The organism is Acidiphilium sp. JA12-A1 (genome assembly GCF_000724705.2).
GTDB lineage: Bacteria > Pseudomonadota > Alphaproteobacteria > Acetobacterales > Acetobacteraceae > Acidiphilium > Acidiphilium multivorum.
The window spans coordinates 32,724-46,635 of the sequence record NZ_JFHO01000023.1; the positions used below are offsets into that span (position 1 = coordinate 32,724).

Annotated in this window: 13 protein-coding genes and 2 tRNA genes; 6 read left to right on the forward strand and 9 right to left on the reverse strand. The window is 64.5% G+C overall.

The annotated features are described in order from the left end of the window. Positions 1-146 precede the first annotated feature (146 nt). Positions 147-1,421 (forward strand): cyclopropane-fatty-acyl-phospholipid synthase family protein, encoded by a 1,275-nt coding sequence (locus RT91_RS04800; protein WP_013640053.1) that lies wholly within the window; start codon positions 147-149, stop codon positions 1,419-1,421. Here RT91_RS04800 and murA read toward each other — a convergent pair. After that, the gene (gene murA / locus RT91_RS04805; RefSeq protein ID WP_035185919.1) at positions 1,358-2,614 is read right to left on the reverse strand and encodes a UDP-N-acetylglucosamine 1-carboxyvinyltransferase; all 1,257 of its coding nucleotides are present in this window, start codon (positions 2,612-2,614) and stop codon (positions 1,358-1,360) included. The genes RT91_RS04800 and murA overlap by 64 nt on opposite strands. A gap of 6 nt (positions 2,615-2,620) precedes the next feature. Continuing rightward, positions 2,621-3,175, reverse strand: a complete 555-nt coding sequence (dcd, locus tag RT91_RS04810) for a dCTP deaminase (RefSeq protein WP_007422448.1) — start codon at positions 3,173-3,175, stop codon at positions 2,621-2,623. 258 nt (positions 3,176-3,433) lie between these two features. Here dcd and RT91_RS04815 point away from each other — a divergent pair. After that, positions 3,434-3,508, forward strand: a tRNA-Thr gene (locus tag RT91_RS04815). Between the two features lie 280 nt (positions 3,509-3,788). Here the strand turns inward: RT91_RS04815 and RT91_RS04820 are convergent. After that, positions 3,789-3,865, reverse strand: a tRNA-Arg gene (locus RT91_RS04820). Positions 3,866-4,047: 182 nt separating this feature from the next. On the opposite strand from RT91_RS04820, the gene RT91_RS20250 reads away from it, so the two are divergent. Together RT91_RS20250 and polA are read left to right on the forward strand one after the other, a co-directional pair. After that, the gene (locus RT91_RS20250; protein ID WP_408735330.1) at positions 4,048-4,209 is read left to right on the forward strand and encodes a zinc-finger domain-containing protein; all 162 of its coding nucleotides are present in this window, start codon (positions 4,048-4,050) and stop codon (positions 4,207-4,209) included. Beyond that, complete coding sequence (polA, locus tag RT91_RS04830; RefSeq protein WP_035185922.1) at positions 4,206-6,953, forward strand: DNA polymerase I; 2,748 nt, start codon at positions 4,206-4,208, stop codon at positions 6,951-6,953. Before RT91_RS20250 ends, polA begins: the two co-directional genes overlap by 4 nt. A 17-nt stretch (positions 6,954-6,970) precedes the next feature. On the opposite strand, the gene RT91_RS04835 is transcribed toward polA, so the two are convergent. Continuing rightward, positions 6,971-7,423, reverse strand: a complete 453-nt coding sequence (locus RT91_RS04835; RefSeq protein ID WP_035185924.1) for a DUF721 domain-containing protein — start codon at positions 7,421-7,423, stop codon at positions 6,971-6,973. Between RT91_RS04835 and RT91_RS04840 the strand changes: the two genes are divergently transcribed. Continuing rightward, the gene (locus tag RT91_RS04840) at positions 7,414-8,490 is read left to right on the forward strand and encodes an A/G-specific adenine glycosylase (RefSeq protein ID WP_051788168.1); all 1,077 of its coding nucleotides are present in this window, start codon (positions 7,414-7,416) and stop codon (positions 8,488-8,490) included. The two genes, RT91_RS04835 and RT91_RS04840, sit on opposite strands and share 10 nt — an antisense overlap. Before the next feature lie 85 nt (positions 8,491-8,575). On the opposite strand, the gene aceA is transcribed toward RT91_RS04840, so the two are convergent. After that, positions 8,576-9,961 (reverse strand): isocitrate lyase, encoded by a 1,386-nt coding sequence (gene aceA / locus RT91_RS04845; RefSeq protein ID WP_035185930.1) that lies wholly within the window; start codon positions 9,959-9,961, stop codon positions 8,576-8,578. 191 nt (positions 9,962-10,152) lie between these two features. On the opposite strand from aceA, the gene RT91_RS04850 reads away from it, so the two are divergent. After that, positions 10,153-11,562: a short-chain fatty acyl-CoA regulator family protein gene (locus RT91_RS04850; RefSeq protein WP_007421843.1), complete on the forward strand. Its 1,410-nt coding sequence runs from the start codon at positions 10,153-10,155 to the stop codon at positions 11,560-11,562. 59 nt (positions 11,563-11,621) lie between these two features. Here the strand turns inward: RT91_RS04850 and RT91_RS04855 are convergent, their stop codons facing one another. From RT91_RS04855 to RT91_RS04870, 4 genes are read right to left on the reverse strand one after another with little or no spacing between them, the layout of a single operon-like run. Beyond that, positions 11,622-12,209, reverse strand: a complete 588-nt coding sequence (locus RT91_RS04855) for a hypothetical protein (protein ID WP_007421844.1) — start codon at positions 12,207-12,209, stop codon at positions 11,622-11,624. Between the two features lie 29 nt (positions 12,210-12,238). Next, on the reverse strand, positions 12,239-12,781 hold the full coding sequence (locus RT91_RS04860; RefSeq protein ID WP_035185932.1) for a gamma carbonic anhydrase family protein: 543 nt from the start codon (positions 12,779-12,781) through the stop codon (positions 12,239-12,241). A 16-nt stretch (positions 12,782-12,797) separates the two neighbouring features. Then, positions 12,798-13,253: a DUF1178 family protein gene (locus RT91_RS04865; RefSeq protein ID WP_007421846.1), complete on the reverse strand. Its 456-nt coding sequence runs from the start codon at positions 13,251-13,253 to the stop codon at positions 12,798-12,800. A gap of 17 nt (positions 13,254-13,270) precedes the next feature. Further along, on the reverse strand, positions 13,271-13,831 hold the full coding sequence (locus RT91_RS04870; protein ID WP_082468534.1) for a transposase: 561 nt from the start codon (positions 13,829-13,831) through the stop codon (positions 13,271-13,273). Between the last annotated feature and the right edge of the window lie 81 nt (positions 13,832-13,912).

A 13,912-nucleotide genomic window follows, 5' to 3' on the forward strand; every position in this document is an offset into this window, starting at 1 on the left:
CAGTGCTGATGAACGGCGTCGGTCCGCGGACCGGCGCCGTTTTTCCGTTTATGCAGCTCTGGTAGCCATTCTGTCGTTTCCCTCTTTTCCGACGGGGCGTCAGTTACCAAATCCTTGCCGGGTTCTTCAGCCGGCGGAGATTGGTCATGCGGATATTACTGGACAACCTGTTGAAACGCCTGGTCGCCCACGGCGATCTGAGCGTGATCTGGCCGGATGGCGCGATCTCCCATTACGCGGGCCGCCCGGGGCGGGCGGCAACCCTCGCGATCCGCGATCCCGCCATCATCCGCCGGCTCGTCACCGATCCGGCCATGGCGCTCGGCGAAGGCTACATGGAGGGCGCGCTCGATCCCGTCGACGGCTCTATCTATGACGTTCTGCATGTCCTGCTCTCGAGCGTGCAGGAAAGCGAGGGACGCATTCCGGCGCTGCGGCTGCGCAACGCGTTCGGGCGCGTGTTCCGCCCGCTGGCGCAGCTCAACAATGCCCGCCGCTCGAAGCGCAACGTCGCGCATCACTATGATTTGAACGGCCGGCTCTACGCGCTGTTCCTCGATCGTGACCGGCAATATTCCTGCGGCTATTTTCCGCGCGGCGACGAGACGATCGACGAGGCACAGGCGGCGAAGAAGCGGCATATCGCCTCCAAGCTGCTCCTCGACCGGCCGGACCTGGAAGTTCTCGACATCGGCTGCGGCTGGGGCGGCATGGCGCTGACCCTGGCGCGCGACTATGGCGCGCGGGTGACCGGGATCACCCTTTCCGAGGAACAACTCGCGGAGGCACGCCGCCGCGCCGAGGCGGAGGGGCTCGCCGATCGCGTCAGTTTCGAACTGATGGACTACCGGGCGATGACCCGCGAATTCGACCGCATCGTGTCGGTCGGCATGTTCGAGCATGTCGGCGTGCCGAATTATCCGAGTTTCTTTGCCACGGTGCAGCGGTGCCTGAAGCCGGACGGGGTGGCCCTGCTGCACGCGATCGGCCGCTTCGACGGTCCTGACGTCACCAGCCCGTGGCTGGCGAAATACATTTTCCCCGGCGGGTATTCGCCCTCGCTGTCCGAGGTGTTCGCGCCGCTCGAACGGTCCGGCCTGCGCAGCACCGACATTGAGATCCTGCGGCTGCATTATGCGAAGACGCTCGCCCACTGGCGCAAGCGCTTCGCCGCCAACCGCGATGCCATCGCCTCGCTGTACGACGAGCGGTTCTGCCGGATGTTCGAGTTCTACCTTGCAGGTTCGCAGCTTGCCTTCGAGGTGCAGGACCACATGGTCTTCCAGATCCAGCTGGCCCGCCGGCAGGACGCGGCTCCGCTCACGCGCGACTACATGATCGACGCCGAGCGGGCGGCTCAGTCCCTGAGCCGCTCGATATCGGCGCCGCACGCGGCGAGCTTGCGCTCGACGGCCTCGTAACCCCGGTCGAGGTGATAGACGCGGTTGACGATGGTCTCGCCCTTCGCGGCGAGACCGGCGAGCACCAGCGAGAACGAGGCGCGCAGGTCGGTCGCCATCACCGGCGCGCCGGACAGCCCCGGCACGCCGCGCACGATCGCCGATGAACCGTGGACGTTGATGCGCGCGCCCATGCGGTTGAGCTCGGGCACATGCATGAAGCGGTTCTCGAAGATCGTCTCGGTGATCATCGAGGCGCCCTCGGCCACGGCCATCAGCGTCATGAACTGCGCCTGCATGTCGGTCACGAAGCCGGGGAAGGGCTCGGTCATCGCATCGGTGCCATGCAGCCCGTTGCGCCGGCTGACGGTGACGCCCTCGGCCACTTCCGTCACATCCACACCCGCCTCGCCGAGCGTGGAGGCCAGCGCGCCGAGGTCGAACATCCGTGCGCCGCGGAGCAGAACGCCGCCGCCGGTGATGGCCGCGGCACAGGCATAGGTGCCCGCCTCGATCCGGTCCGGCAGGATGGTGTGCCGCGCGCCGTGCAGAGCCTTCACCCCGCGAATGGTGAGCCGGTCCGAGCCGATTCCGCTGATATCCGCGCCCATCTTGTTCAGGCAGTCGGCGAGATCGCCGATCTCCGGCTCGCGGGCGGCGTTGACCAGCACGGTCTCGCCCTCGGCGAGGGTGGCGGTGAGCAGCAGCTGCTCGGTGGCGCCGACCGACACGAAGGGAAAGGTGATGGTCGCGCCATGCAGCCCTTTGGGCGCGCGGGCGTTGATGTAGCCGCCATCGAGGGCGATCTCGGCACCCATCGCCTCCAGCCCCTTGAGGTGCAGGTCGACCGGGCGGGTGCCGATCGCGCAGCCGCCGGGCAGCGACACGCGGGCCTCGCCGGTGCGCGCCAGCAGCGGGCCGAGAACCAGGATCGAGGCGCGCATCTTGCGCACGATGTCGTAGGGCGCCTCGGTATTCGTGATGGAGCCGCCGACCGATAGCTGCTTTGCTCCGGTTTCCTCGACGGCGATGCCATGTTGCGCGAGCAGTTGCGCCATGGTCGCGACGTCGGCGAGGGCCGGAACGTTCTCGAGTTCCAGCCGCTCGTCGGTGAGCAGGCCGGCGACCATCACCTTGAGCGCCGAATTCTTGGCGCCCGAAATGTCGATGACGCCTTCCAGCGGCCGACCGCCGCGGATGCGGATTCTATCCATGAAGCCTCACAGTCTGGGAAGCGAAACGCCGCGCTGGCGCATGTATTTGCCGGCCTTGTCGGCATAGCTGGTTTCGGGCGGCGCAGAGCCCTGCAGGAAGAGGAACTGGCAGATCCCCTCGTTGGCGTAGATCTTGGCGGGCAGGGGGGTGGTGTTCGAGATCTCGATGGTCACCTGTCCCTCCCATTCGGGTTCGAGCGGGGTGACGTTCACGATGATGCCGCAGCGCGCATAGGTCGATTTCCCGAGACAGATGACGAGCACATCGCGCGGGATGCGGAAATATTCGACCGTGTGCGCGAGCGCGAAGGAGTTGGGAGGGATGATGCAGACGGGCCCCTTGCGGTCGACAAAGCTGTCGGATGAAAAATTTTTCGGATCGACAACAGCGGAATCGACATTGGTAAAGATCTTGAAGTCGTCGGCAACCCGGGCGTCATAGCCATAGGACGACAATCCGTAGGAGATCACCCCGTCGCGCTTCTGGGTTTCGACGAAGGGATCGATCATCCCGTTCGAGACAGCCTGCTCGCGAATCCAGTGGTCCGGCATTACCGGCATGGGCTGTCTCCGTCAGCGGCTTCGGGCCTGACTGCGGGCTGAGCGGCGCGTTCACGAAGTTGCTGCTTGCGGCGCCAGAGATTGGCGCGCAGAGCTTCAGCCTCGCGCTGCCTTCGAGCTGCCGCGGCCGCCTCGGCGTCGCTGCGAGTATCTTTTGTGCTGCCGGTCATGGCAGGACAAAGCGGAATTGCAGGGATGCCGTCAAGTGCCGCGCTTGCGCCGGGCGGCTCCTTTGGATATACCGCCCGGCAACGCGGCGCTGTCATAGCTCAGGGGTAGAGCACCTCATTGGTAATGAGGAGGTCGAGGGTTCAATTCCCTCTGACAGCACCATAAAATCAAATACTTAAGTGGTGATTTCCGGTTTCCGAATGTCACCTCGGGTGTAATTGCGCTTCACATGTGCTGCAGAAATCTCCGGCAGCGTGAACGCCTCATTGCGTATCGCCCGCGCCCTCCATGTGCGCTGCTGGCTGTCGCATGCGGCGAGATTGCTCACCACGATTGATTATTTGATTATTCTGGCCAGCCTGCGCCGGACTGCCGCCTCTGCAACAACGTGCGCATCTTCGATGCCCATCTGCGAAAAGTGGTTTGGTTTCTGAGGGCTATATGGCGGACCCGGCGCGATTCGAACGCGCGACCTTTGCCTTCGGAGGGCAACGCTCTATCCAGCTGAGCTACGGGTCCGGCAACGTCCGCATAGCGCGGATTGGATCTGGGCTCAATGCCCTTCGGCCGTTGGCGGCGCAAGTGGAGGCCGTCCTCTTCGCTGGCGATAGGCATCGGGGGTCTTTGGCGGTATTGTGGCGATCGTTCACACAGCGCGTGAGGTGTTCATGTCCGACTCAGCGGGCGCGATAGATTTCGAGATGATTCAGGTTCGGGAGCGAACCGTCGCTTGTGACGGGGGAGGCGGCCCGTTGGGGCATCCGCGCGTCTATCTGAAGATTGAGGATCGCGAAGTCACCTGTCCTTATTGCTCCCGCCACTATGTCCTGACTGGAAATGTAACGCCGGGCGAGGGGCATTGACCAGGCGGCTGGTTCTTGTCGATGGCTCCGGGTTCATTTTCCGGGCCTTCCATGCCTTGCCGCCGATGACGCGGGACGATGGCACGCCCGTCAACGCGGTCTTCGGGTTCTGCAACATGCTGGCCCGGTTGCTCAAGGAGCATACAGGCACGCATCTCGCGGTGATTTTCGATGCCGGACGCACGACGTTCCGGAACGAGATCGATCCGCGGTACAAGGCGCACCGCCCTGAACCTCCCGAGGAACTGGTGCCGCAATTCGCCCTTGTGCGCGAGGCGACCCGCGCCTTTGCCGTGCCGGCTATCGAGTTGGACGGGGTCGAGGCGGATGACCTGATCGCCAGCTACGCCGAGGAGATGAAGAAGGCCGGGGGCGAGGCCGTGATCATCTCATCCGACAAGGATCTGATGCAGTTGCTTGATGCCCATGTGTCGATGCTGGACCCGATCAAGTCCACGCCGATCGGGCCTGACGAGGTCGTCGCGAAGTATGGCGTCACCCCGGAGCAGATGGTCGATGCCCAGGCGCTGATGGGGGACTCGGTTGACAACGTTCCCGGTGTACCGGGAATCGGCCCCAAGGGAGCGGCTCAGTTGATCGCCGAGTTCGGCGATCTCGAATCCATTCTCGCGGCAGCCGCTTCGGGAACGATGAAGCCGTCGAAACGACGCGAATCACTGGTGGCGTATGCCGAAGAGGCGCGGATTTCCCGCCGGCTGGTCGAATTGCGACGGGACGTTCCCTTGCCGGTTCCGATCGACGAGCTGGCGATCGCACCGCTGCACGACGGCATGCTGAACGACTTCCTGGATGCTCAGGGCTTCAAAAGCATCAAGGCCCGACTCGGGCTTGATGGCGTGGCGAAGCGGAACGGCGAGCGTCTTGCCGAAGCCGCCGGTGCGGCCGATGCGCCGGCGCCGGCCGCACCCGCGGCTGATGCGCCGTTCGGCCCCTATGTCACGATCGACAGTGAGGCTGAACTCGACCGCTGGATTGCCGAGATCAGGCATGCCGGCCGTTTTGCGATCGACACCGAGACGACCGGTCTCAATCCTCGGCATGCGAAACTGGTCGGCATCTCGGTCGCGACCGCGCCCGGCCGGGCGGCCTACATTCCGCTCGGGCACGAGGATGGCCCGCAACTGCCACGCCCGCTCGCGCTCGAGCGGCTGGCGCCGGTTCTGGCCGATCCGTCGATCCTGAAAATTTTCCACAACGCGAAATTCGATCTGCACGTTCTCGAGCGTGCCGGCCTCGCGGATGCGACGCCGGTGGATGACACGATGCTGATGTCCTACACGCTTGGCGCCGGCCGGCATGGGCATGGGATGGACGAGTTATCGGCGTTGCATCTCGATCATCGGCCCATTTCCTACGATGAGGTGACAGGAACCGGCCGTAGCCGGGTTTCCTTCGCGGCCGTGCCGATCGATCGTGCTACCGCCTATGCCGCTGAGGATGCCGATGTCACGCTGCGCCTCTGGCTGCTGCTGCGGCCACGGCTGCGTACGGAGGCGGCGCTCGCGCTCTATGAAACGATGGAGCGCCGCTTGCTATCCGTGCTGCTCGGCATGGAACGTGCCGGCATCATGGTCGATCGCGCCGATCTCGAGTCGATGTCCGCCGAGTTTGCCCGGCGGATGGACGATATTCAGCGGGAGATCGAGAAACTCGCCGGCCGCGCCTTCAATCCCGGCAGCCCGAAGCAGCTCGGGGAAATCCTGTTCGACGAGATGGGGCTGCCCGGCGGCAAAAGGACCAAGACGGGCGCCTGGGGAACCGACGCAACCGTCCTCGAGGAACTGGCCGCATCCGGTCATGATCTGCCGGTCCGCGTGCTGGAATGGCGGCAGTTGCAGAAGCTGAAATCCACATACGCCGACGCCCTGGTCGGCGAGATCGATATCGCGGATCAGCGGGTCCATACCAGTTTCTCCCAGGCGATCACGACGACGGGACGGCTTTCGTCAAACGAGCCGAACCTGCAGAACATCCCGATCCGGACCAGCGAGGGCGCGCGGATACGCCGAGCCTTCATCGCCGCGCCCGGCAAGGCGCTGATTTCCGCCGACTATTCGCAGATCGAACTGCGGCTGCTGGCGCATGTTGCCGATATTCCGGCGCTGAAGGAGAGTTTTGCCAAAGGCGAGGACATCCATGGCCGCACGGCCGCCGAGGTGTTCGGCCTGCCGATGGAGGGGATGGATCCGATGGTCCGGCGCCGCGCGAAGGCCATCAATTTCGGCATCATCTACGGCATTTCCGCCTTTGGTCTAGCCCGCCAGCTCGGGATCGAGAATAGCGAGGCCAAGCGCTTCATTGATGCCTATTTCGCGCGCTATCCGGAAATCCGGCGCTACATGAACGAGACGGCGGAATTCGCGCGCACGCATGGCTATGTTCTCACGCCCTTCGGTAGGCGCTGCTATGTCCCGGGAATCGCAGAGAAAAATCCGGCGCGGCGAGGTTACGCGGAGCGCCAGGCGATCAATGCGCCGTTGCAGGGAGGGGCGGCCGACATCATCAAGCGTGCGATGGTGCGCCTTCCCGCGGCGATCCGAGATGTGGGACTGGATGCCGTGATGCTGTTGCAGGTGCATGACGAACTGGTCTTCGAGGCGCCAAAGGATCAGGCAGAGGCGACGGCGAAGCTCGCATGCGCGGTGATGCAGGGGGCGGCATCGCTTTCGGTGCCGCTGCTGGTGGAGACCGGGATCGGCGCGAACTGGTCGGACGCGCACTGAGCAAGATGCAGGCGACCTTACTCCGGCCGGTTGAACCGTTGCCTCGTGACGCCGTGATGCAGCCGCGCCAGGGCGTCTCCCAGCGGTCCATCGGGCAGTCCGGCCGGTGGCGCGCCGGCCTTGTGTCGTGGTCGAAGCGGTCGAGTTGTCGCGGGGATGATCATGTCGGTGAAGCGCAGCCGTTGGACGGGCGCGCCGCCGAGGGCAAGATTGATCTTCCCGATCAGGGTCGGGGCGAGATGCTGAAGCGCCAGCGCGTCTGGCCCCGCGCAGCCGATCGTCAGCGTACCTGCGGCGAATTTGACGGGGTGGCTGCAAGACGAAATTTCCGGTCCGGCGATATCGCCCCAGTCGGCGATCAGCGTGCCGAGCACCGAGCCACGCCGCCGAAGGGCCGGCCGCAGCACGGGGGCAAGCAGGGCTGCGATGCCGCGCGGCGCGTTGTGCCGCGGCGCTTCCGGTGCCGGCATCCTGGGTCTCGCCGGCGTTTTTCGTGAATCCGTCCCTGCCATCCGCCGAAAATCTGCTCCGCTGGTATCATGTCCACCGGCGCATCCTGCCTTGGCGCGCCGGCCCGGGTGCCCTGCCCGATCCCTATCATGTCTGGCTGAGCGAAATCATGCTGCAGCAGACAGTCGTGGCGACTGTCATACCTTATTTCCATCGCTTCATCGAGCGTTTCCCCACGATCAGCGACCTCGCGGTCGCGGCTGATGATGAGATTCTGGGCCTGTGGGCGGGGCTTGGCTATTACGCGCGGGCACGCAACCTGATCCGCTGCGCGAGGGCGGTCGCCGAGGCGGGTGGGTTTCCCGTCACGCTCGACGGGCTACGTGAGCTGCCCGGCATCGGCCCTTATACGGCTGCGGCGATCGGCGCGATCGCCTTCGATATTCCGGTGGTTCCGGTGGACGGCAATGTCGAGCGGGTTACCGCCAGGATGTTCGCGATCGAGGAGGCGTTGCCCGCGGCGAAGGACGCGATTGCGGTCGCCGCTGCCCGCCTTGGCGCGCAGGCGGCAGCGCAATCCAGCCCAGGTGACTTTGCGCAGGCATTGTTCGATCTCGGAGCCACCGTCTGCACGCCGCGCAGTCCGTCGTGCATGGTCTGCCCGTGGCGCGACGGATGCGCGGCACATGCCCGGGGGCTGTCCGCCGACCTGCCGCGCAAGGCGAAGCGCGCGGCGCGGCCCGTGCGGCGCGGCACCGTGTTCGTGATGCAGGATCGATCCGGCATGATTGGCCTGCGGCGGCGGCCACCACGCGGATTGCTCGGAGGGATGCTGGAGGTGCCGGGCACGGATTGGGAGGCGACAGCTCCGCCCCCGGTGCCGCCATGCGCTGCGCATTGGCTTGATGCCGGCACGATCGTTCACGTTTTCACCCATTTCGAGTTGCGCCTCACCGTGAAGGCGGGCCGCGTCGCGGCGCTACCCGGCGGGATCGTCGCCGCGCCGCCCGATACGCCTCTGCCGACCGTGATGCGCAAGGCGCTGGAGGCCGGGCTTGCTGTTCTCGATGAGCGGTCGCCGAAATAAAAAGCTGCCCCGGACATGAAGTCCGGGGCGAGTTGACAGGACGGGTGCCGGCCCGATGCCGGCACCGCGGGGGAACTCGAAGGGATCAGCGATCCGGTGCGCTGACGGCCCAGCTGTGATGGTGCACCAGCCCGTCGTCGTGATCGTGGCCATGGTCGATAGCCGGCCTTTCGTCACGGAACTGTTCGGTTTCGGTGCTGCCGGCCATTGCCGTGGTCGAGGCCTGGCCTGCGGAGATCGCGACGGCAACGGCGTCGAAGTAGGAGGTGCCGACCTCCCGCTGATGGCGTGTCGCCGTGTAGCCGTCCTTCTCGGCGGCAAACTCCGCCTGCTGTAGCTCCGAATAGGCGCTCATGCCGCGGGCGGCGTAGCCCTTGGCGAGCTGGAACATCGAGTAGTTCAGTGAATGGAAGCCGGCCAGGGTGACGAACTGGAACTTGTAGCCCATGGCGCCGATCTCGCGCTGGAAGCTCTCGATCTTTTCCGGCGAAAGCTTCTTGCGCCAGTTGAAGCTCGGCGAGCAGTTGTAGGCCAGCATCTTGCCGGGGAACTGCTTATGGATGGCTTCGGCGAACTGCCGGGCCTCCTCGAGATTGGGTTCGGAGGTTTCCCACCAGAGCAGGTCGGCATATGGCGCGTAGGCGAGTGAGCGGGCGATCGCGTATTCCACGCCGATTCCCGGCTTGATCCGGTAGAAGCCCTCCGGCGTGCGTTCGCCGGTCAGGAAGGGGCGGTCGCGCTCGTCGATGTCAGCGGTCAGAAGCTGGGCCGCGTGGCTGTCGGTGCGGCAGAGCAGCACGGTGGGGACGCCCTCGACGTCGGCGGCCAGACGGGCCGCGTTCAAGGTGCGGATATGCTGGGCGATGGGCACCAGCACCTTGCCGCCCAGATGGCCGCACTTCTTCTCGGAGGCGAGCTGGTCCTCGAAGTGAACGCCAGCCGCCCCGGCCTCGATCATGGCCTTCATCAATTCATAGGCGTTCAATGCACCGCCGAACCCGGCCTCTGCATCCGCAATGATCGGCGCCATCCAGTATTGCGACGAATCGCCTTCCATGCGGGCGATCTGGTCGGCGCGACGTAGCGCGCTGTTGATGCGGCGGACCACCATCGGCACCGAATTCACCGGATAGAGCGACTGGTCGGGATACATTTCTCCCGACAGGTTCGCGTCGGCGGCGACCTGCCAGCCGGAGAGATAGATTGCCTTCAGCCCTGCCTTTACCTGCTGCATGGCCTGATTGCCGGTGAGCGCGCCGAGCGTGTTCACATAGGGTTCGGTCTTCAGCAGATGCCAGAGGCGGTTGGCGCCCATCTCGGCGAGCGTGTGGCGTACCCTGAACGATCCCGCGAGCTTCTCGACATCGGCCGGCGTATAATCGCGTTTGATTCCGGCAAATCGGCCGGGGGCGACGGAGAGCCCACCCGGAATGCCTTCCGGGGAATGGGCCGGGTTGGGGAAATTTGACATGACACTCTCCTTTGCCGTGGCGGCGAATTCACAGACGCTCAAGTCGCGCTGATGAGTGAATTATTTACGCTGCAACCGCGAATGTCATTGCCAAAAATGGCATTAAATGATGAAATGCGTCGCTGAATTGACTGTAAAATTTTACAATATGTAAAATCTGAAAAATCCACCTGCTCGACGAGGCTGCTCGCATGTCCAAGCCGTTAATCGGTCGTATCGTTCGCCGCCTGCGTCAGGAACACGGCCTGACGCAGCAGAAACTGGCGAGCCGGCTGGGCATCTCGACCTCGTATCTCAATCTGATCGAGCATGATCAGCGGGGCGTGACGGCTGCGCTGCTGATCAAGCTGACCGAGACGCTTAAGGTGGATCTTGCTGCGCTTTCCGGCTCCGACGAGCGGCAGGTGGAACAGGCGTTGCGGGAAGCGTTCGCCGACCCGCTGATCGGGACGGAGTCGGTGCCCGATTCCGAAGCGCAGATGATCGCCGCATCCGCCCCCGCGGCAGCCCAGGCGATGCTTGGTCTGTATCGCGCGTTCCAGGCGGTCAGGGAGGAGACCGGCGGGATCACGCTCCCGTCCGGCCGCAAGATCCTGTTGCCGAACGAGGAAGTGCGGGATGTCTTTCATGAGCATGCCAACCACTTTCCCGAGCTTGAGGAGGCCGCAGAGGCGCTCGGGGCGGAACTGCCGGCAGCGACGCTGGGGATGAATCACGCCTTGGCGGAGCGACTGCGCCACAAGCATGGGCTTGTCGTTTCCGTGGCGCCCCTGCCGGGGGCACTGCGCGTGTTCGATCCCGCGCGGCGGCATCTTGTCCTGTCCGAGACCCTCCCGCGGGAGAGCCGCGGATTTCAGATGGCCTTCCAGCTTGGCCTGTTCGAGGCCCGTGATCTGATCGAACAGGTGGTCCGACGGGCGACCCTCACCACACGCGATGCGGGGGAGTTGCTGCGGATCGGACTGATTAATTATTTCGCCGGCGCCGTCCTGATGCCCTATGTGCCGTTCTTGGCTGCAGCCCAGGAATTGCGGCACGATGTTGAACATCTGGCGATGCGCTTCGGTGTCTCATTCGAGCAGGCCTGCCACCGCCTCTCCACGCTCCAGCGCCAGGGGGCGCGCGGCGTGCCGTTCTTTTTTCTGCGCGTTGACCCTGCGGGGAATGTCTCGAAGCGATTTTCCGCCGCAGGGTTTCCGTTCGCACGTTTTGGCGGCAACTGCCCGCGCTGGATCGTGCACTCGGCGTTTGCGACTCCCGGGACAGTCCGGGTGCAGGTGGCGCAACTGCCGGAGGGCGCAACATATCTATGTTTCGCGCGCACGATCATTGCCTCGCCCGCGCATTGGGGCGAACCGCCGGCCACGCGCGTTGTGGCGATGGGGTGCGACATCGGCCGTGCCGGCGAGGTCGTTTATGCTGACGGGCTCGATCTGGACCGCGCGGCGGTAGGGATTGGCCTGTCCTGCAGGCTTTGCGACCGGCCCGATTGCCGCTCCCGCGCCTTCCCGCCGCTGGCCCATCGCCTCGCGCTTGATGTTTCGACGACCAGTGCCAGCCCCTACCGGTTCAAGCCAGCAAGTGGAGGCGGTAGCCAATAGCGACCGGACCGGTTTCCATTTTGCCCGTGCCGCTGCCGGCACCATCCGTGACCAAACGCTCAGCGGAGAAAAAAAGGACCGCCGCCGCCCGGGAAGAGATACCGGCTTGCGAAAGTGGTTGCCTCTGCAGCAATCGGGACAGGCGGGAAATGTGCAAGGATTGAAAGGGTGCGCGGCGGAGGGAGGGTAAATTCCGCGCCTTTCGCGGCGGCAAGGGCTGCTGGCCGATTGCCATGACGCAAGGCGAGGCTGATCGTCACCATTGAATTGATGACGGTCTGCGATGGTGTGCCCGGCCTGATGCCGAGTATCGCCCGCACCGCGCGACGCGCCCGCAGCATCTGGAGCTTGGCAAGACTATTCATTGAGACCCAGCGGCCGCCGGTGGCAAATTGTCCGGCCATGGCGTCGAGCGAGGCGACGGCAAGCGCCATTTCGGCCGGTCGTCCCTGCATGGCTTTGGGGTGGGTGAATGACCAGCGCGCTTCGTTGGTTGCCGCGATCGCCGGATCTTCGCCGATGACCCGACCGTCGAAGGCATTTGCCGGGAGATAGCCGGTGGATGGAGGAGGCGTTTCGAGTGCGCAGCCGGAAAGGCCAAGACTGACCAGACCGATGAATAGACTGGAGCGGATCGCCTGGTGCATGGCATGTCTCCAATGCCGTGCCGATAAGATCAGACCGGCTTGAGCCCGTTGCGGAAGCGCGCCGCAAGTTCGACGTAATGCGGTGCCGTCAGATCATATTGGGCACGTTCCTCATTCGTCATCACCCTGACCAGCCGGGCAGGTGATCCCATCCAGAGTTCGTTGCGGCCGATGCGCTTGCCTGGCGTCAGCAGGGAATGCGCAGCCAGCATTCCCCCTTCCTCGATGACCGCTCCGTCGAGCACGACGGCACCCATGGCGACGAACGCGCGATTCTCCAGCGTGCATGCATGAATGATTGCGGCGTGACCGATGGTGACATCGGCGCCAATGCGTGCCGCGAACCGTTCGCCGGCATTCACGTGGATAACCGTGCCGTCCTGGACGTTGGTTCGTGGACCGATCTGGATCACGTTATTATCAGCACGTAACGTGCAATTGAACCATACATTGGCTCCCGCCGCGACCTGAACGGCGCCAATCAATACCGCGCCGGGTGCGACCCACGCATCCGGATCGATGTCCGGGCGGACGCCGTCCAGTTCGAACAGGGCAGGCGAGGTGTGATGCATCCCGCGATCCTCCGTGTCAGCCGTCGGCCGGTGGCACCCAGGGAATTTGAGCGAACTCGATTCCTTCTTCGGCAAGCGCTTCCGATTCGGCCTCGGTGGCTTCGCCGTAAATGCCGCGCGAGGGGGCATCGCCATTATGGATGCGCCGCGCTTCGGCCGCGAATTCTTGGCCGACATAGTCGCAATGCGTCTCGACCTCGCGCCGCAGCCCCGCCAGCAATGCCCGCAATTCGTCGGGCATGCGTCCGGCGACCGCGGCGGTTCTCGGCTTCCTGGCCGGAGGTTGTTGACGCGGCTCTTCCGGATTGCCCTTGCCGATTCGAGGAGCCATCAAAGCGCGTGCCACGTCCGTGCCACCGCAGCGCGGGCAATTGAGAAGGCGGCGCTTCACCTGGCGTTCGAAGCTTGCACTATTGGCAAACCAGCCATCGAATTCATGAGTGCAGGCGCAGCGGAGTTGATAATGGATCATGCTGCAAGGGTATCTGCTCAACCCGGTAGGGGGGCGATGGGCAGTGATGCTCCGGTGACGGCGTTTTTGATAGCGGTGTAGGCATCAAGGCCGTGCCGCGCGGCGGTCCCGACGACGGATCGGACGTTGGCGAAGAAATCGGCGCCCCAGTTGGATCGGAACCCTCCGGTGACCTTGCGATATGTCGCGGTAGGCCGGAGTTCGCGCTCGGAGCCGTTGTTGTCCGCGGCGATATCCGGGTGGTCGAGGAAGGTGAAGAGATGATCACGAACCTTGCCGTATCGTCGGCGCAATCGTCTGCCGTGGTGGTTGATCGGGGCGAGCGCCATGACGGCGTCGAGATCATGGTCGAGGCGCCGCCGCCAGGCGCGTCTTGTAGCGTCCGCGAGCGTGCGATGGCGCCGCGCCAGCACGACGGCGCGGAGCAGCAGGGCCTTCATTCTGGGTGCGAAGATCGTATCACCCGCCTCGATCGCGAATTTGCAGTCCCGGAGTTGGTGGGCGAGGCAAATCTGCCAGTCATCGGCATGACCGCGCTGGGCGCCATAGAGATCGGAGATCCAGATAGCGGGGTCGATGGCCGTCCATTACCTCCGCGACGACGTTGGCGCCCCGGCTTGGCCGGATCRCATGGATGACGACTTCGTCGTTACTGAAAT

Excerpts from the sequence above, each read along its gene's own strand:
- RT91_RS04800 (WP_013640053.1), top strand. The coding sequence starts at position 147 with ATGCGGATATTACTGGACAACCTGTTGAAACGCCTGGTCGCCCACGGC.
- murA (WP_035185919.1), bottom strand. The coding sequence starts at position 2,614 with ATGGATAGAATCCGCATCCGCGGCGGTCGGCCGCTGGAAGGCGTCATC.
- dcd (WP_007422448.1), bottom strand. The coding sequence starts at position 3,175 with ATGCCGGTAATGCCGGACCACTGGATTCGCGAGCAGGCTGTCTCGAAC.
- RT91_RS20250 (WP_408735330.1), top strand. The coding sequence starts at position 4,048 with ATGATTCAGGTTCGGGAGCGAACCGTCGCTTGTGACGGGGGAGGCGGC.
- RT91_RS04835 (WP_035185924.1), bottom strand. The coding sequence starts at position 7,423 with ATGCCGGCACCGGAAGCGCCGCGGCACAACGCGCCGCGCGGCATCGCA.
- aceA (WP_035185930.1), bottom strand. The coding sequence starts at position 9,961 with ATGTCAAATTTCCCCAACCCGGCCCATTCCCCGGAAGGCATTCCGGGT.
- RT91_RS04850 (WP_007421843.1), top strand. The coding sequence starts at position 10,153 with ATGTCCAAGCCGTTAATCGGTCGTATCGTTCGCCGCCTGCGTCAGGAA.
- RT91_RS04855 (WP_007421844.1), bottom strand. The coding sequence starts at position 12,209 with ATGCACCAGGCGATCCGCTCCAGTCTATTCATCGGTCTGGTCAGTCTT.
- RT91_RS04860 (WP_035185932.1), bottom strand. The coding sequence starts at position 12,781 with ATGCATCACACCTCGCCTGCCCTGTTCGAACTGGACGGCGTCCGCCCG.
- RT91_RS04865 (WP_007421846.1), bottom strand. The coding sequence starts at position 13,253 with ATGATCCATTATCAACTCCGCTGCGCCTGCACTCATGAATTCGATGGC.